The sequence below is a fragment of the Paenibacillus luteus genome (assembly GCF_006542765.1).
GTDB classification, from domain to species: Bacteria; Bacillota; Bacilli; order Paenibacillales; family Paenibacillaceae; genus Pristimantibacillus; species Pristimantibacillus luteus.
On sequence record NZ_SKCD01000011.1, the window covers coordinates 256,658 to 277,609 of the forward strand.

Consider the following 20,952-nt stretch of genomic DNA (forward strand, 5'->3'; position numbering starts at 1 on the left):
AATGCTTCCCCTCTCTAACTTCAGGCTAAATGGCAAGCGGCAAAATGCCGGTCTGCGACCTCTCGCTTCACCGGTATTTCCTTGCGGCATCTCTCGGTTGCAAGCGGACACCGAGGATGGAAGGTACAGCCTGTTGGCGGATCAAGCGGCGATGGCACATCCCCCTCAAGCAATATGCGGTCCCGCTTTCCAGCAGGATCGGATTTCGGGACTGCGGACAGCAGCGCTCGCGTATACGGATGCTTAGGTGAGGCAAACAACTGGTCGGTCGGCGCTTCTTCCACGAGCTTACCCAAATACATCACGCCGATTCGGTCCGAGATATGCCTGACAACGCCCAAATCATGGGCAATAAATAAATAAGTCAGTTTAAAATCCTGCTGAAGCTGCTTCATTAAATTCAAAATTTGTGCTTGGATTATGACATCAAGTGCTGATACAGGCTCATCGCAAATGACTAACTTTGGCTCAAGGATGAGCGCGCGCGCCAGCACCACACGTTGGCGCTGTCCGCCCGAGAGCTCATGGGGCAGCCTATCATAATGGGAGGGCTGCAGCCCAACCACTCGCAAAATTTCCAACACGCGGCTATAACGCTCGGCTGGTGTGCCAATACGATGGATGATCAGCGGTTCCGTCAGCGCAGCACCAATGGATTTACGAGGATGAAGCGAGGCGAACGGATCTTGAAACACCATTTGCAGCTGCTTTCGGCTAGCTTGCAGCTCCTTGCCTGGCAAGGAGAATAAATCCTTTCCGTTATATAAAGCAGTCCCTTCTGTAGGTTCGGTGAGCCTTAGCAGAGTCCTGCCTAGCGTACTCTTGCCGCAACCGGATTCGCCAACAAGTCCGTAGGTTTCTCCTTCGTATAAGTGAAAGGAAACATTGTCAACGGCTTTCAAGGTCTTGGTGCGCCAGGAGCCGGGCTGCTTCGAAGCAAAATACTTGCGGAGCCCGTTCACTTCAAGAATTGGCTTTAAAGGAAGCTGCTCCTTTGCAATATCAGGCATGTCTTACCGCCTCCTTCTGAGATAAGGCTTCCGAATGCCAGCAGCGTGCTTGCGATCCTGAACTTCCCTTAGATTCTAGAAGCGGCATTTCAGTACGGCAGAGCGCATCCGCATGCGGGCAGCGCGGGGCGAAGCGGCAGCCCTTTGGCAATTGGTGCAGTGCTGGGACAAAGCCCTCCACGGCCTGCAGCGGCTTTGTGCGGTCACGGTCAAGGCTTGGAATTGATTGAAGCAAACCGATGGTGTACGGATGCTGCGGTTCCCGAAACAGCGTTGCTACGTCAGCTGTCTCTACGATTTGTCCCGCATACATGACTGCAACACGGTGGCATACCTCGGCAACAACGCCAAGATCATGCGTAATCAGCAGTACACTCATGCCTAGCTCACGGTTTAACTTTGCAATCAAGTCCATAATTTGCGCCTGAATCGTTACATCAAGCGCTGTTGTCGGCTCGTCCGCAATAAGCAGCTTCGGCTCGCAAGCCAGCGCAATCGCAATCATGACTCGCTGGCGCATTCCGCCTGAGAGCTGATGCGGGTATTCATGGACTCGCCGCTCTGGCGCTGGAATGCCGGTAAGCCTAAGCAGACGAACGGCTTCCTGCCATGCATTTTTCCTGCTGAATTTCCGGTGGCTCCGGATGGTTTCCGTAATTTGCTCTCCAATGGTCAGAAGCGGATTCAGCGAGCTAAGCGGATCTTGAAAGATCATCGATATGTCATTGCCACGAACGCCGCGCATTTGACGTTGGCTGAGCTTCAGCAGGTCAACCCCTTCGAAGTAGACTTCACCACTGTAGCTCGCTTGTGATTTCTCGTCCAATAACCGAAGAATGGACTGGGCCGTAACGCTTTTTCCGCAGCCCGACTCGCCGACAATGCCTACGATTTCTCCTGCTCCAACTGCCAGAGAAACGCCATCAACGGCCGAAACCTTGCCGGCTTCCGTATGGAAATAGGTTTGAAGCGCTTTGATTTCTAGTAAGTTTTCGCTTGCCAACGGACCTTCCTCCTTTAGGATGAAGCTTGAGTCGCAGAGCTAACCTTCTCATTATTGTTGTCGCTTGTGTTCTTATTCATGGAGCCTTTTCTGCTGCGCTTGCGTTTCGTCCGCGCATGCGGATCCAACATGTCACGCAAGCCGTCTCCGAACCAGTTCATCGCAAGTACTGACAAAATGAGCGCGAATCCCGGATATAGGGTCATCCACCAGGAATTATAAATGAACTGCTTGCCCTCTGAGAGCAAATTCCCAAGGCTCGGCATGGGAGCCGGAATGCCGGCACCAAGGAAACTAAGCGCAGCCTCGACGATAATCGATTCCGCAAACACGAATGAGCCTTGTACGATCAGCGGCGACAGTGTGCCAGGCATAATATGCAGCCACAAGATGCGTGTACGCGATGCGCCAAGCGCCCTCATCGCCTCAATATAAGTCTGCTCCTTTACAACCAGTGCCGATGACCGGACAATTCGCGCGACCGCCGGGGTGAACACGATGCTTAAGCAAATCATTAAATTAGATACGTTAGGACCGAGCGCAGCCATCATCGCCATCGCGAGCAGAACGGCCGGAAAAGCAAAAATACCGTCCATTATTCGCATTAGCACTTGATCTAGGCGCCGATAATAAGCCGAATACAAACCAATGACAAGGCCCGCAGCCGAGCTGACAAGCGCTACCGTCAACCCTACCTGTATGGAAATTTTCGTGCCATTCAAAGTGCGGCTGAATACGTCACGGCCCAGATTGTCAGTTCCGAACCAGTGCTTCACGCTAGGCGGCTTAAGCCGGCTAACTACATCGACAGCTTGCGGCTCGAACCGGGCAAGCCATGGCGACAGCAAAGATGCCGCTATGAGCAGAAGCATCAGCACGCCGCCAATGACTGCGGTACGGTTGGCCATGAATCGCCTTACCGGCTGTGAATGTATAAGGCTCGTCCGGCGAGCTTGCTGCTTCCCTTCTTGCACTGTTGAATCTGTCAATGTCATAGCCTCCTGAAGCCAAAATTATTGCAGCCTAATCCGTGGATCAACGACTGCGTATAGCAGATCAACAGCAAGGTTGACTGCCACATAAACGATAGCAATAAACAGCACCATCCCTTGAATGACGGCATAGTCTCTGCGCTCCACCGCATGAACCAGCATTTGGCCAAGCCCTGGGATGTTAAAGATCGTTTCGATAACCGCAGCGCCTGCCACTAATGTGCCAAATGACCCGCCAACTACGGTTAAGATAGGAATAAGCGCGTTGCGAAGGACATGCTTGTAGATGATGGTGTTCTGGCGGAGCCCTTTTGAAAGCGCCGTTTTGACAAACCCTTCATGCAGCACCTCCAGCATGGACGCCTTCACGATACGTGCAGTCAGCGATGACATGACAATACCAATAGAGAGAGCCGGCAGGAACATAAACTTCAGAAAGCTGCCAAGCCCTTCATGAAGCGGGGCATAACCTGACACCGGAAACCACTTCAGCCGTACCGCAAAAACAAGCACAAAAAACAAACTGAGCAGAAAGCCTGGTACGGAGATGCCGAGCAAAGAATAAGCATTCAAGGTTTTGTCAGCCAAGCCGCCGCGGTTCACAGCAGCTCTGACGCCAAGAGGTATGGCGATCAGAACCGCAATGAACTGGGCAAACAATGCAAGCGACAGCGTAGGTGCTAAATGCTCGCGAATAGCTGTTGATACAGGTTGCTGTAGGAAAAAGGAACGTCCCAAATCGCCTTGTACGGCGTTTCCAATCCAGCGGCCGTACTGTTCAAGCAAAGGATAATTGAGGCCCATCTGCTGTCTGAGCTCTTGAATCGTCGATTCATCGGCCCCGTCTCCGAGCATGACGCGCGCCGGATCACCCGGAATCAAATAAATGATTAGAAACACGACGATCGACATAATCAAGACCACGGGAACCAGCGCAAGCAGACGCCTCAAAATGTAAATGACCATTTAGGATTTCAAGACTTTCACGTTTCCGAGATTCGGGTAGCCAGCGTAAAGGATTAACCCTTGAAGCTCATCCCGGATCGCATAATAAGTGAAGGTGTCCCCGATTTTGGATACCGCCAGGTATTCCCATGCATATTGCTGCAATGCGTCATTAGCTGCTTTCACCGCTTCCGGCGTAATCGCCGAAGTCGAAGCTCTCAGAAGCTCAGCAAGCTTGGCGTCATCAGCAAATCCGTAAGTCGGATTGAAGTAAAGCAGCTGCGAAGGCGTAGTAGGAACGGTAAATCCGCCGACATAGATATCCCACACCCCTGCATCCGCCCGTTTCGTGAGCATCGTTGCATAATCATACGTGTCGACTCTTGTTTTAAAGCCAATGTTCTCAAGCTGGGCTTGAACGACCAATGTCGCGTTGTAAAATTTCCCTCCGAGATCCTTTGTGGTCAAGAATACGATTTCCCGTCCATCATAGCCGGATTGCTTCAGCAGTTCCTTTGCCTTCTCTGGATTATTCAGATTGTATTGGTCGCTTCCCGCATCCGAATACCATGTTGTGTTATTCTTGAACATATAGCTGGAGTTCAGCTCGAACAACTCAGGTGTAGATACCGTACCGAGCAAAATATCGTCTACCTTGAGAGCGGTATTCACGGCTTGACGATTGGTCAAAATAGAAAACACAGGTGATTTCTTGTTATACACCAGGTTGTAATCACTGGAAATCGATTTGATAATTTCAATGCCTGGTTGTCCTTCTACCTGCGGCAAATTATCCAAATCAATATCGACGAAGTTGTATTCGCCTGTCAAAAATGAATTGAAACGTGTCGAAGTGTCCGTTACGAGTGAGAAGCGCAGTTTCTCGATTTGCGGAATCTTCTTGCCCGAGAAGCCGTCCGGCTCACTGCCTTGCGATTGGTAATCCGCGAATTTTTCCACGTCAATGTATTGATCTTTTTTCCATTCCACGAATTTGTAAGGACCCGTCCCGATATATTCGGTGATGCCCTCAGGCGCTGCGCTGTCCACAACTTCCTTCGGCATAATAGCCGCAAAGTTAAGCACATGGCTCAGCTGGGCGAGGGTGTCATTCTGCGGAGCAGTCAGCTTTAGAGCAACAGTGTAATCGTTCACGACTTCAAAAGAGGAATCGCCAAATGAGTTTTTGGCGCGTGGCGCTTTATCCTTCCAGCGGTTCAAAGAGGCAGCTACATCCTCGCCCTTCATCTCTTTGCCATTATGGAATTTGATGCCTTGGCGCAAATGGAAAGTGTACGTTTTGCCATCCTCGCTTACATCGGTCGATTCCGCAAGCATAGGTACTGGCTCAAGCTTTGAATTAAAAGCATACAATCCTTCGAAGATATTCAAAATTACGGCGCCGTTGCTGCCGCCGACCGAAAGGTGAGGATCAAGTGTGGAGACGGCTTGTCCTAGCGCATATTTAAGCTCTGTTGCTCCCGGTTTGTCCGTTGTGTCTGTTGCCGCAGGCGCTTCATTGCCCGGTGACTGCGTAGGTGTGTTGGTACCCGAATTATTCGAGCAGCCATACACAAAAATTAAGGCGCTTAATAATAAAATAATTGCTGTGGATTGACGAAGCTTGTTCATATAAATCCCCCTTGATGTTAATTCATTTATTTCCGATTGTTTTAATCGGATTAAACTTTCACCTATCATAACGGATCATTGCCAAAAAGTACAATGCAACCTTTTAATAGCTGAGTTTACTATTTTCTATAGTTGAACTGAGTTTACTCTTGCTTCTGATTAAGAAGTTTGTCAGCCACTCGCAGAAAAAGCCTTATGCCGTTCAATAAACCGTCTTCGTCTAACGTGAATTTGGGATGATGATGAGGATATACGATACCCGACTCCACATTCCCAGCTCCAATATTTACAAATGCACCAGGGACATGCTGCTGATAGGCAGAGAAGTCTTCGCCTCCCATCGCAGGTGGTGTTGCAATGACAGCCTCCGCACCAACGATTTCAATAGCCGCTTCTCTAACCATGCCCGTTACCCATTCATCGTTAATGACGGGCTCATAGCCATAAACAAAATCCACTTCAACGCTTGCCCCATAGATGGCCGCTACTCCCTCTGCCATCTTTTTAATCTGCTCAGGCGCTTCCTTGCGGACAGAAGACTTGAAACTACGAACCGTGCCTTTAAGTGTTGCCGAATCAGGGATGACATTATGGGACGAGCCGGCAGTGAATTGCGTGACGGAAACGACTAAACGCTCCAGCGGATCGGTGAGCCGCGACACAATCGTTTGCAAATGACCAACCAGCTGCGCTCCAATCGCAATCACGTCAATCGACCGATGAGGGTAAGCCGCATGCCCGCCAAATCCTTTGATGACAATCGTGAAATTATCAGGGGATGCCATCATCTCCCCTTCGCGGATTCCAATTTGACCGACGGGCAGCAGCGAAGCCAGATGAACGCCAAATACCCAGTCGACGCCATCGACGACACCGGCATTCACGAGCTCTATGGCTCCGCCAGGCGGCAGTTCCTCTGCGTGCTGGAATATAAAGCGGATCTCTCCTCGTAATTCTTCCCTTCTCTCGCTGAGCAGCCTGGCAACCGCAAGCAGCATTGCCGTATGTCCGTCATGGCCGCATGCATGCATGACGTCAGGTACTTCGGAAGCAAAACCAAAATCATTCTCCTCCTGAATCGGAAGAGCATCCATATCCGCACGCAGCGCCAAAGTGGGACCTGGCAAAGCACCCTTCAATATAGCTACTACGCTTGTAGCGGTAGGACGGGTGATCTCCAGCCCCTCCCACTCGCGCAAGGTTTGCTCGACAAATGCCGCTGTATTGTGCTCTTGGAAGGATAATTCCGGATGCTGATGAAGATGCCTCCTCCAGGAGACCACTTGCTCCGCTACCCAATTGGGCAGCGGCTCAAATTGCAGACGTTGATTGCTCATTATACTTGCCTCCTATCTATTTTTAAGAGTGGTCAAAAGCTTGCTGCGCATTTACGCGATGTGCAAGTGCTGAGCCTGCTTTGAGCGCTGTTGCGACTAGAATCGTTTCTGCAAGCTCTTCAAGCGTGGTGCCTGCATCCTTGGCTTGGCGAGAGAATATTTCAATACTATAAGCATTGCCCGTGATATGGGAAGAAGCTAGTGCAATGAGAATTTTCTCTTTTGACGTTAACAAGCCTGGCTGCAGCGCTTGATGAACAAATGCCGTAAAGGAAGTGAATTGCTCCTCGTTAAGCTTCTCTACCTCTTCGATCTTGTTGAGGTTGTCCCGTGCGAACAGGTCTCCTCCCACTTCTCCGCCTTGGTAGGCATTTAAAGCATTAATCGCGTTATAAAATACGGAATGAGCGTTCACGGCCGTGGCAACTACAATTGACTCTACCAGCTCTTCAAGCGTTGCTTGCTGGTCTTTCGCTTTGTTCACATGGGCTTCAATGCAGTAAGGGCAGCCCGTAATGTGGGCAACGGCTACGGCAATCAATTCTTTGGCCTTCACGGACAGCGCTCCTGCTGCAAGTGCTTGCTTGTTAAATTCTCCAAACGCTTTAAAGGCATCCGGTGCGTATGCAAATAGCTTCGCGGAATAGGCTTGATTATGGCGAATATACAAACTTTCATTAGACATTTTAAAATAACCTCCAAATTTTTTCGGAATACCAAGTATTCCTCTTTTATTAGTTATGAAACTTCTGTTATCATAATAGATATTTGATTGTTTGTATAATTGAAATGTTTAAATCCGCAATTTAACTTTATTAAAGAGGGAGGTCGCCGGAGTGGAAATCCGCCTGATCAAAGCATTTCAGACCATCGTGAAACTGGGCAGCTTCCAACGTGCTGCCGAAGCCCTGCAATATTCACAGCCGACAATAACCATTCAAATAAAAAAACTAGAGGACGAGCTTGGCGTCCGTTTGTTCGAAAGAGGCAAGACCATTACGCTTACCAACGCGGGGCGCTTATTTCTCGAACGAGCCGATTCCCTGCTGCAGGAGTATGATGTGCTGAACAGTACGCTGAGCGACTTCATTAACGGTGACGCAGGCACAGTCCGACTTGGCGCCACGGAGCCTTCGGCAAGCAATCGCTTGCCTGGCATTCTGGCTCGGTATGCTGCGCTAAAACCTAAGGTGCAAATCAATGTCGCTATTGGCTCGACGCGAGAGATGACGCGCATGCTGCTCGAGGACCAGATTGATTTTGCCTTGTGCAACCAGCCAGAGCCGCATATCGATCTTGCTTTTGATTCGCTGTTCCGCGAAACCTTTACGCTGCTGCTTCCTAGCGGACATGCACTTGCAAGCAAAGATGAGGTACGGCTGCAGGATTTAAAAAACGAAAAAATGCTTTTTACGCCCGGCACCTGCCCTTTCCGCATTCGGATTGAGGAAATGATTACTAGCCAGATCGGACAGCTGCGGCATGCAGGCATGGAGGTTACAGGCATTAACGCTATTAAATATTTCGTCCAAGCCGGCATGGGCATTGCATTGTCCCCCGAAGTTGCCGTTACGCCTCCCATTCCGGGAACGGTCATCAAATCGGTAAAGGATTTGCTTAGCGGTCCGCCTCTTGGGCTGCTGTACAAACGGAATACCGACGCCCAAAGCCGCATTGCCATTGATTTGAAAAATGAAATCAAGCGTCAGCTTCTTGTTGAGTCTTAAATCATTTCAACCGAAGGTTTATTAAAAAAAGTAAATTGCCTCTTTAGGATTATCTATTATACAAGCTCTGCTTTTTTCGATATGATCTGAGCACTGCATGACATATTGGGGAAATTAGGTTAGGAGTGATGATCTTTGAAGAAGATTCATTTGGGCATATTCGATATTCAAACCCCGAATCAAATGACGCAAGGAGCATGGGCCCATCCGGAAAACCAGTCAACGCGCTATCGTGAGCTCCCCTTCTGGATCGAATTGGCGCAATTATGCGAACGCGGTCTATTTGACTTTATTTTTTTCGCAGATTCCTACGGCTATCCCGTGAACAAGCGCGAGCTAGCCTACCGTGAAGCTGTTTATACCCCGGGACTTGACCCGATGCTAAGCATCTCGGCGCTGGCAGCCGCAACAAAACGGCTTGCATTCGTTACGACGGCATCACCAACTTATGAAGCGCCTTACGCTAATGCTCGGCGGTTCTCGACCTTGGATCATTTGACAGGTGGCCGAATTGGTTGGAACGTTGTCGCTGCCGGGGGCTTATCAGGCGCTGCTTGCTTTGGACGAGATCAAGTGCTTAGTCATGAGGAGCGCTACGATCAAGCAGAGGAATTTCTTGAAGTCAGCTATCGTTTATTCGAGGAAAGCTGGGAGGAAGATGCCGTAAACGCCAGCCGCAGTGAACGGCGTTATGCGGATGCTTCAAAGGTACATCTCATTGACCATGAGGGGAAATACTTTAAAGTAACGGCATCTCATGCCTGCGAGCCTTCCCCTCAGCGGACGCCTGTACTTTTCCAGGCAGGAAGCTCTGACCGGGGACGTGACTTTGCAGCTAAGCATGCCGAAGGCATATTTCTAAAGGCACCGACGATGGAAGCGCTGAAAGCGCAAGTGCAGGACATCCGGGGACGTGCAGCTAAATACGGACGGAATGCGGATGAGCTTAAAATATTTACGGGCCTCTCGGCGATTGTAGGCGAGACGAATGAGGATGCTGCGCATAAGCTTGCTGATTTCAAAGCTTACAGCAGCCGCGAAGCCGCCCTCCTCACCTATGAAAATGCTACTGGCCTCGATCTTGCAGCGATGGAACCCGATGCGCCCTTTACAGGCGTGCAGACCGAGCAAGGCCTGACGCATACAGAACGATACACGAAGCATAAAGGCCATGTACTTACCGTTTCGCAGGTCATGGATAATTTTGCAGAGAAAGAATTTCGTGGCATAACGGTCTGCGGGGATGCGAAGACTATTGCAGACACCATGCAGAAATGGATAGAGCATACCGGAATTGATGGTTTCAATCTAGAGCGTTATCTACTCCCAGGAACCGTAGCTGATTTTGTCAATTATGTCGTTCCTGAGCTTCAACGACGCGGTGTGTTCCGAACTTCCTATGAAGAAGTTACCCTCCGCGAGCGGCTATTTGGCAATGGGAAAGTAAAGCTTCCTTCCACGCACCCTGGGGCTAGTTACCGTCACAATAGATCTGAGGAATTTTCTGTCGACTAAACTTGTCCACTAGCATAGCAAATGGCGCTCCTGGATTGCTCCTGAAGCGCCATTTTCTTATTTTTTCTTGTTAAGTTGCTGCTTCAACGCCTCAACGACGTTATCCGCTGGCGGCATTTCACCATAACGAGTTTCTTCGTATACATCAATAAAAGACTGCATGCCCTCATGCTTAAGTTTCCCATCATTCCATTTCGCCAAATCAGCAGCTGTCTCGCGAGGCGTCATATGCGCTTTGGCTTTATACCCCTGCTCAGTACCCGTTCGAAGAAAATACGAATATAAATATCTGATTTTTTCGGTATTTGTAGTGAGCTCGTTCCACTCTTGGGTGAAAGTGCGTTTCCTAGGCAAAAGCTTCTTCAATCGGTTGCCCATCCGCTCCCTCAACTTAGTAAGCGTCATTAAGCTCTCGATCTCATCCGTATAGCTATCGCCCCCATTGGCCCGATCTGCTCCACGCTCTTGCAGCTTTGCAGCCAGGAGCATCGCCCATTTCATTACTTTTTTGATGATGAAATACATCAAGACAACAACCGCTGCAATAAGGAGCACAATCCCGACAATCTTTATGATTTGCTCCAAAATCAGCATCCATTCGGATGGCGGCTTAACTTCCCCTTGCGGCATTTCCGGTGCTTGCGGATTGCCGGGCGGCTCTTCCGTTATTTCCTCTTTTCCCGGCCGGTTAAGCCAGTTCATCATCCGATCAATGACCGAGTGAAAAAACCGCTCAACCATCTGCTGGATTTGCCGGAATAAGGCAAGAACGCTGATCAAGATAACGACAATAATGATCAGTAGCCGATTCTGGCGCTTGAAAGCGAGCGTAGCTGATGATTTGGCTGAATCCACGGTTTCGCTGTTCAAATGCCGCTCATTAGCGAAGAAGAACAATAAGATAACGGAAGCGATGCCGCAAACAATTAATATCCCGTTGTAATCCACTAGCGCTTTGAATAAAAACAATTTCAAAGGCTGCATCCCAATATAAAGAGCAACTCCAATTAGCATTTGCGTATTAGAGAACGATATCAACCAGCCGCGCGTCTGGGCAGACATGCCTTTGATTGCTGTAATCGCTGCAACAAGACTGCACATCACCAATGGAAGAACGGGTAACCCGCTTCCCGTTATACTCAAGATAATCCCGCTATGCAGCAAACCAATAAGTACTGCCAGCAATAGTCTTATGCCGTAACGCAATCGCAAGAATTTCTGGAGTAGTAACGAAGCGGCCCAATAACAAAGCGGCAAAGTTGCAATCCACACCCATAAGGAAGCTGCTGGAAGTAAATAAACGCCTACGATTAACAAAACAGGCAAATAAAAAAACAGCTCGATTATGCCTTGACCGAAGGACTGCCAAGCAATGGAACGTTTAGTTGGCTCATTCATGCGGTCACCTCTTCTTGGCTTGCTTCGGGAGAACGCTGAATGTCACTACTGAGCTCGGACAGCAATTTGTCTGTCAACAGCCATACAGCAACCGCATTGCCATTATAACGAAGCTGTTCGGCTTGTTTTTCCAGCTCTTCGTTCCAATAGCTCGTAATCATAAGAATATCTCGTTCGCTATACCCACGTTCTGCTTCTCGTTCAAGCAAATGGTGAAACAGCTCGGTTCGTTCAATTTCAAGCTTTGCCATTTCTTCAAATATCCCGAGTAAATGCTCATGTCCCCCGCGCGGTTCGATATGGACGCTTTCCTTTGTGCCGACAACTGGCATATTGGCTGCAAAACCAACTTCCATCCCTTGCTGGATCACAGCTTCAGCTGCACCAGCCGCCCATTCAATGCCCCGCTCAATTAGCGCAGCATCCGTTACGCTTCGCCACATTCCCTCTGCGTCATCTACGTTCAAATAAATCATCAGTCTGCGATCCGCTGTAAAATCATATTGATGCACCTGAAGGCTGCCCGTTTTGGCTGTAGCCTTCCAATTAATTTGTTTATAGGTATCGCCTGCCTGATAACTGCGAACCCCGGCTATAATAAAAGGGTCGCTAATGATCCATCGCTTGACCGATTGATCCCCTTGCCAGCTGTGGTATGGCAGTTGATGGACAGGCACCTGTGCCGGCTTCGGATAAACCAGAAGCTCCCCATGGAGAGGGATTTGTTCGGACGTGGAGGATATTCCGAGCAAATCTCCGCTGGTAAGGGTCACGGTCTGCAGCTTGTACCAGCCGCGCTTCGCACAGGTAATGCGATGCGTTCGCGTAATTTTAGTATACGGCGCAAGACTGAAAAAGCTCTTATGATTCTGGTAAAGCTGCCCGCTGCTGACCGAAAAATTATCAAGCTTCTGAAAATGAAGATGTGTTGCCAGTTGAGATTCGACGCGAAGCCAAGGTACTGGCAGCCATTTGGCATTGGACATTTCTTCAATGAGCTCCACCTGCTCCCCGCTATAGCAGGTTTTGGCTGTGAAGCGACGCCCATATCGGATATGACGCAGCACGAAACGTTGAAATACTCTCCCTTGTACGAACAAAATGGCTAATGCAACAACGATAAACCAAAATAATACCATCGGCTCCCCGCCTAATGGACCGGCAAGCCGGCTTCTGCAGGCACTGCCGTCAACCGAATGATATCATCAATAATGGCTTCCGCCTGATTAGCTGCACGCTGAATGCCGCGAACGGCTATTCGATGTGCTAGAACGGGCTTTGCCATCGCCTTCACGTCATCAGGCGTAACGAAGTCACGGCCGCGCAGAATCGCATGCACCTGAGAAGCACGCAACAGCGCTTGACTGCCCCGCGGGCTGACACCTACCGAAACTTCCTCCCGTTTGCGCGTCTGTTCTACGATTTGCAGCAAATATTGCAGAACATCATCCGTTACCTTAACGGAGGTGTAGGCTTTTTGCGCTTGCTGAATGACATGGATTCCCGCAACAGGCGCGAGCTCAGCCAGCGGATCTTGGTCTTTGAACCGTTTCAGCAGTTGCAAGCCCTCTGTCGTTGTTGGATAACCCATTTTGATCTTAAAGAGAAAACGGTCAAGCTGAGCCTCTGGCAAAGGAAACGTGCCTTGATTCTCAATCGGATTTTGGGTAGCGATGACCATGAACGGCCTCTCCAAAACCTTTGTTTCACCATCGATGCTAATCTGTCTCTCTTCCATACATTCCAGCAAACTTGACTGGGTGCGCGGCGTGGCGCGATTAATTTCGTCGGCTAGCAGCAAATTCGTAAACAAGGGGCCTGCGCGGAACTCGAACTCACTAATTTTCTGGTTATAAAAATGAATGCCGCTCAAATCCGAAGGAAGCAAATCTGGCGTGAATTGGATACGTTTGAAAGTTAAGTCCAGAGATTTGGCTAATGATTTGGCCAGCATGGTCTTACCCGTTCCCGGTACGTCCTCAAGCAGCACGTGCCCGGATGTAATAAGTCCGATAAGCAATAAATCCACTACTTCCTCTTTACCGATAATGACGCGTCCTATATTCCCTTTTACCTGCTCAGCTAATTGTTTGATGACTTCAAAAGACATAGGTCAGCTCCTTCGGTTAGGTTATAAAGCCTGTTCTCTCACGCTGAAGCTTCTGCAGCTCGCGCCAGCGAATCATACGAATACCTTCGTCCTTCAGCGTTTGTTTAATTTCCGTATCACGGAACAACTCCAGTTCCATTCCCCGTTTAAGGGGCTGTGCATGAAAAGCATTCAACTCTTCCGTAACGTGTGATGGATGGATGATGAGCTCTGTTACACCCGGATGCAAGCTCCTCAGCAGCAGCTGCATATCCGTCTTCAAAGATTCAAAGCTTTCGCCTTCCTGTAAATGGAAAGGAAGCCCGACCAAATAATCAAGAATAACAACGCCTTTGGAATCGGCGAGCTGTGCAAGCTGCCTTGCTTGTTCAGCAAGCTCTGGCGGCGCGACCTGGCCATTTTCCTGAAGCAAATGACGGGGCAAGCGAAACGGCAAGCCATAGGAAGCGCATACATCTAGCACGGTAGGTAGAAAATGACGACCGGTTGCTAAACCGTATAAGCTGCCCATATGATTATCGGCATGAGAAGGCTTCATTCCCATAGCAAGAGCCATTTCCACTTGAGCAATTAATTCCGCTTTAACCTCTTCTGGGTCAGCTTGCTGTTCAAACGTTTTGCTGTCCTTCGGAAAATGATTCTCGTTCGTCACTAACGATGCCGTGCTGCTCTTGCGGTTCACCGGTCCCCAGCGATAGGGATCCCACTCGCTCGTAAAGGTAAAATGAATACCAACATCGACTTGTGTATGCCTCGCACTCCAAAGCGCTGCTTCCCTTGCCCAGCCACAGGGCATCATAATCGTAGCCGAGCTGACCGTCTCTTCGATCAGCAGCTGCTGAATGCCGCTGTTCACAGAATGGCAGAGTCCGTAATCGTCAGCATTGATGAGAAGAAGCTTCTCTCCTTCGTTATATCCAAGTGCCTTAGCCAAACTCATGTGTAATCAGCCTCCCAATGGTCATTTATCCAATTGCATCCGAATAAGGATTGATCGATAATACCGCAAAGGATTTCCGTTTCATCTAAATTATCCCTTAAACGAACTGCAAAATGCAATGCCACATCCAATAGCCTTAATTTCATCAAAGCAGGCAACTGCTTCCGTTCTTCCTCAGAAAGCTGTATCCCTGCCTGATAGCCATGGAGCAGCAACTTCAATTTACTTTCAAAATGAGGATCTCCCGGTTTGATCAAGTCGACGATAATAACAGCCAATTCCATCACTCTGGCATCGATCGTTGCAAACTCAAAGTCAAGCACGCCGATAATGTCATCATCATGCGATACCGTGTTGTTAAAGACTAAATCGCCATGAATCCATTGCTGTGGCAATAGAGCCAGCTCCCGGCAAGTCAGGATTAAACGCTCTCGTTCCTCGTGAAGAGCCAGGATATCGGGTTTCCTTGCTGCAAGTGCCGTAGAACGAACTGTCAACGATAAAAATGAATCTAGATCCATAGAAGCATACGTGTCTTCAAGCGAATAATAAGGGCTATACAGAGGTTTTCTTTTAGGATCAATCTTGCCTAATGCCTCTGTCAGTTTCGCAGCCGTATGGCCTAAAGCATAGACATGCCTTTCATTTGCTATGGAGGGCCTATCCCCTTCTATGTAATCAAATAGGGCGGATAAAGTACCATCTGGTGCTATGCTGACTGTATCTCCGCATTTATTGTACACCGGTACCGGCACTTGAAATGAGAGCTCCTGCTCATTCAACTGCTGCAGCACCTCATGCTCAAGCCTAACAATGTCCGGATCTTTATGATTATTATAAATACGAAAGACAAATTTACGATCGCCTGAAGTAATGATACGGGTCGTATTATTCATCCCGCTCTCACGATTCTCTACCACATAGCGTTCTTGAAATTTATAATTGTCTAAATAGGCTGTGAAATCTATAATGCTGCTCAACTTTCCCAACACTCCCTACTCCAACGTCCTTAGCTTCTCGAGCCGTTTGCCCAATTGTTTCTGCCAGCTTGCCGCCAGCTCTTGTACTTCAAGCAGTGCACGGATACCGTCCTGGTCTTCCTTGTCCAAATACATGATTCGATTAGCCTCTGCAATCGTTTTGCGAGCAGGATGCCTCCGTATAATCGATAAGGCTGTTCCGGCTTTTACCCTACCCTCCTGCAGCACTCGGAAATAAAATCCTGAATAACCGGTGAGTTGCACTTGCAATGGCAATTCAGGGAGATCATGCCGGATTCCCAGCTTAAAACAGGGCTGTCTAGGCTGGCTGACCTGAAGGACAGTCTCGCCTGCTTGAACGATATCTCCGATGCACAAATCATCCTCGGTCCACTCCGACAGTGTGAAATTTTCGCCAAATGCCCCAAAATGAAATTTTTTTTCAAACTGGTTCCGCCAATAAGAGTAACGCTGCTCGAAATAGGCGCAAACCGCCTTGTCCGGACCACCATGATTGACAAGGTCACCTTGGCCATCCCCTTCAAGACCCGTAAGGCTGATTGCAAGGGTTTGTGCGGAAGGCTGCTTGATAATGCCGGATAATACCTCTTTCGAGCCATGCGCAAGGGCTATGGGCTTGCCAACATTAAGTGATACGAGGCTTGCTGTTTCGATCTGCTGCGACATGCTACCGTTATCCTCCTAAATGCGTTTTCTTATTCGACTATTATAATCGGGATAGGGAGAAGTTGGCAAAGTGAAATAACCACATTAAAGTTTAATGTGGTTATTTACCGGTTATTTAGTGCTTATTTGAACCCTTCGACAGCTTAAGGGATCATCCTCCATTTCCTGTCGAAAACCTCTCTTTCGTGTAGCTTATTGCGCTTCCCCGGGAAATGTTTTTGAAATAGTTAGAATATTTCCTAAAATCTCTTTTTCTATTTCCCGGGAAGAGTATGCCTAATCATTTAAAGGAAACTTTCTCTCCAGCCGATAAATCTCTTTTCTTGACTTGACTCCACTGCTTTGCATGCGCAAGGCATGACGCTTTCTGTTTCTTAACTCCAGAAGAAAGATGAGAAGAGCTGTGATGGCGACCGCCCCTGCGCCCCAATGATGGATGTAAACCGAGGCTAGGCAAGAGGATGCTGTCAGCCATATGACGGCTAGCCAATTGACGGGAACGCTCCAGGCTCCAATCCGCCATGGTGCGAAACGCCAAATCGCAGCCACTTCTCCCCTCCTTAACTTTAGAACAATAGGGATAACATAAGAAATATGCAAAGATATAATGGCAAACGATAATAAAACGAGAATCATTTGATCGCGGGAGAAAATAAACATGAGTCCCAGCATCACGAGTGAAGCTATGACACCTAGCCATATAGCGTAGTAAGGCACCTGCTGCTTCACGGATACGGCAGACCATTTTTTGTGCAAAGGCAAAGCCTTTTCTCTTGCCAGGCTGAATAGAATACGTGAGCTTATCGTCAACGTATGCAAACCGCTCCCCCACAGAGAGCCAACCACTAGAAATAAAATAATGGCTGATCCTCCTGTACCCGTTTTTGCTGCAGCCAGAAACAAGCCTAAGCCGTCTGACTGAACAGATCCAGCAGCGGTCAGCAGGATAAAAGCTAGCAGCACAAAGCCAAATACGAACGTATACGCCGTTGAGAGATAAATGGCCCATGGCACGCGAATACGCGGATCGATGGTTTCTTCCGCTCCGTGACTGGCACCATCCATGCCGACGAAAAGTTTAAGCAGCAGCATCGTACCGCTCATGAAGGCTCCTCCAGTTACCGTACCGTTCCACTCTGCATTTTGAAATTGATAAAGCAAAACAAGAGAATACGCCCCTGGCCAAAACAACCATAGAAGTCCAGCCATCATGATGAGCACAATTCCGGCCTGCAGCCATATTCCAAGAGATTGCAAGCTCCCCAGAAGCGGCTTCCCCCAGTGATTGAGGACTCCTTGCGCAAGCGTCATTACGATAAGCGTACACCAAAAGGTGAAATCAGTTGCTTGATAAGCGAACTTATCCGAAAACAAGCGATCAAGAAGCGCAGCGCAAGCACAGTTTAGAAGCGTGTGCATGGCAAGTTGGCCAGCGGCTTGAAAATATCCGGCTCTCCATCCCCATTTTCGCCCGCCTAAGACTGATGCAACATGGTACACGCCACCTGCGGTTGGCACAGCTGATGCCAGTTCGGCGAGTGAAGCACTGACGGCTAGCCCAAACAATGCTAATATCGGCAAGCCGAATCCAAGAACGGAGGCTCCTCCCTCCCCGATCGCAGGGCCGAATAAAAAAGCCGCGCTTCCGATCAATGCTGCAGCATTGAAGGATAACCCAAAGGAGGAAAGTCCTCCCCATCTGCGCCTGAGCTGCTGCGCGAATCCAAATTGATGCAAATCATGAGCATCCTGCAAAAGCTGAGCTGTTCTCCCGTACTCAAGCATGCTCTTGTGTCTGGACGATTGAATGGATTGCTGCGCCTTGAAAGCAATGGCTACCACGACAATACATACGCTAATGAGCAGCACTATGCCAGCTAGAACCTGAATCATCCGAACACCCCCTTACGTAACTATATGAGCATGAAAGGAATGGCATGCAGCCTCCGCTACCTGAACGGATGACACAGCAAAAAGCCCTGCATCCCGCAGATGCAGAGCATTGGTTACTCCGAAGAGCGAACCGCTGGTCAGTGAGCTTGTTCCATGAGCAGAAGAACTTCCTCTTTCAGCTCGATGATATCAAAGGGCTTCGTAAAACACTGGCTTATGCCAAGCTTTAACGCTTCCTCCATTTTGGAAGGTTCGGCATAGGCAGTAATAAGCACGACAGGCACTGCTTGCGATTGTTTCCTAATCTCCCGAAGCACATCAATGCCATCTATGTCCGGCATTTTCAAATCGAGCAGCACGCAGTTCAACACATGCTTTCCAATCAGCTTTAAAGCGGCATCCCCATTCTCGGCTTCAAACACCTCTACGCCCTGTGAGGCAAACAACTCCTTAAGCATAAGCCGGATTGATGGCTGATCGTCCACCACCAAAATTTTTTTATCCGTTAACGGGCCTCGTTCAGTAAAGCTTGGGCGGTCTGCAGGCAGCGGCCGTTGAACGGGCAGCTGTTGTGTCGATAAGATGCTTGCCATATTCGACGGGACAATCTTAGAGGGTTCCTTAATCGGCTCTGGCTTCTTTTCTATTTTACGTTGATGGTAATAAACAAACGACACGGCAACAAGCATTGCAGCGGCGAAAAGTACGAAGAAATAGGTCAATGCGTCGTCTCCTTAAAGCTTTGCGGCTTACAGCAGCTTAGCATAAGTTAGGCTTGTTACAAACTAGTCGTTAACGGTCATGGCTCCAAGCGGCCCGTCATCGTTAATGATATCCTGAAGCTCGTAGACCGATATGGGAAAGTAAAGAAAACCGAATACATAGGCAGCCAGCTCATAGAGCTGAAAGTAAATGACTAGCGAACGATCTGCCACATAATAATCCTGATCCGGTCGGATACTTTTGAATGGCTCCAATGTATCGATCTTCCGGAGCTTGATTTGGGCGCTTACAATCGCGCTTATCCGTGCTATATAGTTGGAGCCAGGTTTAAACAGCTGTGCAAGCGTATAGGTTTGCCCCGTGGATTGCTTAAAGGTGATCGAATGCTGCAAGGTTAGACCATGCGCTCCACCCGTAAAAGCATAGTTGAACAATGAAAGGCTGAGGTAATCCTTTTGATTGTTTTTCTGTTCGAAGTAACCCAGCATCTGGGCATTCGGATCATCCAACGAACCTTGGCTGTGCACAAGCTGCTGCACGGATTGATGAATGGTATGGTTTATTTTTTTATCTGCGGCTTCGCTTTTGCCTCCACTCACGTAGGGAAGCGCAAGCTCTGCTTTCGGGAAATCTGCCTTGGCGGTCTGAATGACGACGGGCGGTTGAAATGGCATGTGGAAGACACCTTCCTATTCGGTAAGATGCTCCATTGTATGCACGGTACGGCTCATCTCATACCAAGTGATGCCACCATGCGTAGAGCTTGATGGTCCGTGAAGCCGAAAATGCTTGTCCTCATAAAAAGGAATTAAATGCTTCTCGCACATTAAAATTATTTTTTCAATAGCCGCCGCTTCACATTGCTCAATTAGTTTCTGCATCAATAAAGCACCTATACCCTGTCTGCGCTGCCCTTCATCAACTGCCACAGTCAGTACACAAAAGTTGCTGCCCTCCGCAGCATCCCCCTGTACCCCTTTCATCTCATCGCCACAATCGCTTTGAAACGTTCGTATGCCGTTGGAAATGCCAACCAGTTGGTCGCCAATCCAAGCCGACCAGAAGAATGGACGATAATGATCATAACGGTACCGAAAGCCCTCCAGCGTCGCCGCAGCGTCCTCAGAGTAGCAGTTCTTCTCTAGTGCGATGGCAGCACTCAGTTCATGCTCTTCAATCAACCGCAGTTTAATTGTACTCACAGCAACGATTTCTCCCGCTCCGTCAATCTTCTGCCTGTTACGTCCACGACAAGCTTGCCATTATTCAATCCAAGAATGCGATCGGCAAAGCGCTCCGCCCAGTCTCCCTGATGCATGACGGCAATGACAATGACGCCCTGCTCTTTGCAGAGCGCTTTCAAATCAGTCAATACCTGGTCGGCCGTATGCGGATCAAGTCCTGACACCGGTTCATCCGCCGCGATTACTTTGGCGCCATGCACAAGAGCTCTCGCAATGGCCATACGCTGCCGCTCTCCCCCGCTGAGGGTGCTTGCCTTCTGATGGGCCTTGTCGATCAGGCCGCGTTTCTCGATCATGTCCATGGCACCCATATAATCGTCATTGCGAACCATGCCCGTCCATCTGCGCCAAGCCGGCGTTTGGGTAACCGAACCAATAATGACATTCTTTAATCCTGTTTTGTTGGGGAACAGAAACGGCTTTTCTTCCACATAGGCTACCTGCTGCTTTACTTTAAGCTTGCCAGTAAAGCCTTCCTTGAAAACATCCTTGCCTTCGAATTGATAAGAGCCCTCTGTCCACTTTTCTTGCAGGGCAAGGCAGCGCAGCAGCGTCGACTTTCCGCTTCCGCTGTCTCCTTTTATTGCGACAAAGTCTCCGGGATATACCTCGAAGCTAATATCGTCCAGCACCTTTGGCCCGCCTGGAATACGTTTGGATAGGTTCTTTATTCTGATCATTTTCCGCGCTCCTTCTGTTTGCAGCAACTGCCTCTATGAATCTAGTTTACGTTAAACAAAAAACAGTTTCCATACGAACAAATGTTTGGTATAATAAAAACAAGAACAAACGTTCTAACGATCATCGAATTCAACC

At 48.9% G+C, this 20,952-nt stretch carries 20 protein-coding genes; 2 read left to right on the forward strand and 18 right to left on the reverse strand.

Going from position 1 to position 20,952, the window contains the following annotated elements:
* Positions 1–20: 20 nt before the first annotated feature.
* The 7 genes from E0496_RS09145 to E0496_RS09175 form a co-directional block, all read right to left on the reverse strand.
* The gene (locus tag E0496_RS09145) at positions 21–1,010 is read right to left on the reverse strand and encodes an ABC transporter ATP-binding protein (protein ID WP_141501274.1); all 990 of its coding nucleotides are present in this window, start codon (positions 1,008–1,010) and stop codon (positions 21–23) included.
* A complete protein-coding gene (locus tag E0496_RS09150; RefSeq protein ID WP_141501275.1) occupies positions 1,003–2,013 on the reverse strand; it encodes an ABC transporter ATP-binding protein in 1,011 nt (336 codons plus the stop codon). Before E0496_RS09150 ends, E0496_RS09145 begins: the two co-directional genes overlap by 8 nt.
* Positions 2,014–2,027: 14 nt before the next feature.
* Positions 2,028–3,008, reverse strand: coding sequence for an ABC transporter permease (locus E0496_RS09155; protein ID WP_141501276.1), 981 nt, complete (start codon positions 3,006–3,008; stop codon positions 2,028–2,030).
* An 18-nt stretch (positions 3,009–3,026) separates the two neighbouring features.
* Positions 3,027–3,971 (reverse strand): ABC transporter permease, encoded by a 945-nt coding sequence (locus E0496_RS09160; protein ID WP_141501277.1) that lies wholly within the window; start codon positions 3,969–3,971, stop codon positions 3,027–3,029.
* A complete protein-coding gene (locus E0496_RS09165; RefSeq protein ID WP_161601348.1) occupies positions 3,972–5,582 on the reverse strand; it encodes an ABC transporter substrate-binding protein in 1,611 nt (536 codons plus the stop codon).
* A 143-nt stretch (positions 5,583–5,725) separates the two neighbouring features.
* Positions 5,726–6,919, reverse strand: a complete 1,194-nt coding sequence (locus E0496_RS09170; protein WP_141501279.1) for a M20 metallopeptidase family protein — start codon at positions 6,917–6,919, stop codon at positions 5,726–5,728.
* 22 nt (positions 6,920–6,941) lie between these two features.
* The gene (locus tag E0496_RS09175; protein ID WP_141501280.1) at positions 6,942–7,604 is read right to left on the reverse strand and encodes a carboxymuconolactone decarboxylase family protein; all 663 of its coding nucleotides are present in this window, start codon (positions 7,602–7,604) and stop codon (positions 6,942–6,944) included.
* Positions 7,605–7,755: 151 nt separating this feature from the next.
* Between E0496_RS09175 and E0496_RS09180 the strand changes: the two genes are divergently transcribed.
* Together E0496_RS09180 and E0496_RS09185 are read left to right on the forward strand one after the other, a co-directional pair.
* The gene (locus E0496_RS09180) at positions 7,756–8,646 is read left to right on the forward strand and encodes a LysR family transcriptional regulator (protein WP_141501281.1); all 891 of its coding nucleotides are present in this window, start codon (positions 7,756–7,758) and stop codon (positions 8,644–8,646) included.
* 135 nt (positions 8,647–8,781) lie between these two features.
* A complete protein-coding gene (locus E0496_RS09185) occupies positions 8,782–10,161 on the forward strand; it encodes an NtaA/DmoA family FMN-dependent monooxygenase (RefSeq protein WP_241674657.1) in 1,380 nt (459 codons plus the stop codon).
* A gap of 57 nt (positions 10,162–10,218) precedes the next feature.
* On the opposite strand, the gene E0496_RS09190 is transcribed toward E0496_RS09185, so the two are convergent.
* The 11 genes from E0496_RS09190 to E0496_RS09240 form a co-directional block, all read right to left on the reverse strand.
* Positions 10,219–11,559, reverse strand: coding sequence for a DUF4129 domain-containing protein (locus E0496_RS09190; RefSeq protein ID WP_141501282.1), 1,341 nt, complete (start codon positions 11,557–11,559; stop codon positions 10,219–10,221).
* On the reverse strand, positions 11,556–12,698 hold the full coding sequence (locus E0496_RS09195; protein WP_141501283.1) for a DUF58 domain-containing protein: 1,143 nt from the start codon (positions 12,696–12,698) through the stop codon (positions 11,556–11,558). The genes E0496_RS09190 and E0496_RS09195 overlap by 4 nt, the downstream gene beginning before the upstream one ends.
* 11 nt (positions 12,699–12,709) lie before the next feature.
* Positions 12,710–13,669, reverse strand: a complete 960-nt coding sequence (locus tag E0496_RS09200) for an AAA family ATPase (RefSeq protein ID WP_141501284.1) — start codon at positions 13,667–13,669, stop codon at positions 12,710–12,712.
* 16 nt (positions 13,670–13,685) lie between these two features.
* A complete protein-coding gene (locus E0496_RS09205; protein WP_141501285.1) occupies positions 13,686–14,609 on the reverse strand; it encodes a polysaccharide deacetylase family protein in 924 nt (307 codons plus the stop codon).
* Positions 14,606–15,589 (reverse strand): phosphotransferase, encoded by a 984-nt coding sequence (locus E0496_RS09210; protein ID WP_141501286.1) that lies wholly within the window; start codon positions 15,587–15,589, stop codon positions 14,606–14,608. The genes E0496_RS09205 and E0496_RS09210 overlap by 4 nt, the downstream gene beginning before the upstream one ends.
* Positions 15,590–15,604: 15 nt before the next feature.
* Positions 15,605–16,276 carry an MOSC domain-containing protein gene (locus E0496_RS09215; protein ID WP_141501287.1) on the reverse strand — a complete coding sequence of 224 codons (672 nt, stop codon included), beginning with the start codon at positions 16,274–16,276 and terminating at the stop codon, positions 15,605–15,607.
* A 276-nt stretch (positions 16,277–16,552) separates the two neighbouring features.
* Complete coding sequence (locus E0496_RS09220; RefSeq protein ID WP_141501288.1) at positions 16,553–18,169, reverse strand: amino acid permease; 1,617 nt, start codon at positions 18,167–18,169, stop codon at positions 16,553–16,555.
* Between the two features lie 137 nt (positions 18,170–18,306).
* Positions 18,307–18,891: a response regulator gene (locus tag E0496_RS09225; RefSeq protein ID WP_141501289.1), complete on the reverse strand. Its 585-nt coding sequence runs from the start codon at positions 18,889–18,891 to the stop codon at positions 18,307–18,309.
* Between the two features lie 63 nt (positions 18,892–18,954).
* The gene (locus E0496_RS09230) at positions 18,955–19,566 is read right to left on the reverse strand and encodes a DUF3298 and DUF4163 domain-containing protein (RefSeq protein ID WP_141501290.1); all 612 of its coding nucleotides are present in this window, start codon (positions 19,564–19,566) and stop codon (positions 18,955–18,957) included.
* A gap of 15 nt (positions 19,567–19,581) precedes the next feature.
* Positions 19,582–20,094 (reverse strand): GNAT family N-acetyltransferase, encoded by a 513-nt coding sequence (locus tag E0496_RS09235; RefSeq protein WP_161601349.1) that lies wholly within the window; start codon positions 20,092–20,094, stop codon positions 19,582–19,584.
* A complete protein-coding gene (locus E0496_RS09240; RefSeq protein WP_141501292.1) occupies positions 20,091–20,816 on the reverse strand; it encodes a phosphonate ABC transporter ATP-binding protein in 726 nt (241 codons plus the stop codon). The genes E0496_RS09235 and E0496_RS09240 overlap by 4 nt, the downstream gene beginning before the upstream one ends.
* Positions 20,817–20,952: the final 136 nt, after the last annotated feature.

Excerpts from the sequence above, each read along its gene's own strand:
- E0496_RS09145 (WP_141501274.1), bottom strand. The coding sequence starts at position 1,010 with ATGCCTGATATTGCAAAGGAGCAGCTTCCTTTAAAGCCAATTCTTGAA.
- E0496_RS09155 (WP_141501276.1), bottom strand. The coding sequence starts at position 3,008 with ATGACATTGACAGATTCAACAGTGCAAGAAGGGAAGCAGCAAGCTCGC.
- E0496_RS09160 (WP_141501277.1), bottom strand. The coding sequence starts at position 3,971 with ATGGTCATTTACATTTTGAGGCGTCTGCTTGCGCTGGTTCCCGTGGTC.
- E0496_RS09165 (WP_161601348.1), bottom strand. The coding sequence starts at position 5,582 with ATGAACAAGCTTCGTCAATCCACAGCAATTATTTTATTATTAAGCGCC.
- E0496_RS09170 (WP_141501279.1), bottom strand. The coding sequence starts at position 6,919 with ATGAGCAATCAACGTCTGCAATTTGAGCCGCTGCCCAATTGGGTAGCG.
- E0496_RS09175 (WP_141501280.1), bottom strand. The coding sequence starts at position 7,604 with ATGTCTAATGAAAGTTTGTATATTCGCCATAATCAAGCCTATTCCGCG.
- E0496_RS09190 (WP_141501282.1), bottom strand. The coding sequence starts at position 11,559 with ATGAATGAGCCAACTAAACGTTCCATTGCTTGGCAGTCCTTCGGTCAA.
- E0496_RS09195 (WP_141501283.1), bottom strand. The coding sequence starts at position 12,698 with ATGGTATTATTTTGGTTTATCGTTGTTGCATTAGCCATTTTGTTCGTA.
- E0496_RS09200 (WP_141501284.1), bottom strand. The coding sequence starts at position 13,669 with ATGTCTTTTGAAGTCATCAAACAATTAGCTGAGCAGGTAAAAGGGAAT.
- E0496_RS09205 (WP_141501285.1), bottom strand. The coding sequence starts at position 14,609 with ATGAGTTTGGCTAAGGCACTTGGATATAACGAAGGAGAGAAGCTTCTT.
- E0496_RS09215 (WP_141501287.1), bottom strand. The coding sequence starts at position 16,276 with ATGTCGCAGCAGATCGAAACAGCAAGCCTCGTATCACTTAATGTTGGC.
- E0496_RS09220 (WP_141501288.1), bottom strand. The coding sequence starts at position 18,169 with ATGATTCAGGTTCTAGCTGGCATAGTGCTGCTCATTAGCGTATGTATT.
- E0496_RS09230 (WP_141501290.1), bottom strand. The coding sequence starts at position 19,566 with ATGCCATTTCAACCGCCCGTCGTCATTCAGACCGCCAAGGCAGATTTC.
- E0496_RS09240 (WP_141501292.1), bottom strand. The coding sequence starts at position 20,816 with ATGATCAGAATAAAGAACCTATCCAAACGTATTCCAGGCGGGCCAAAG.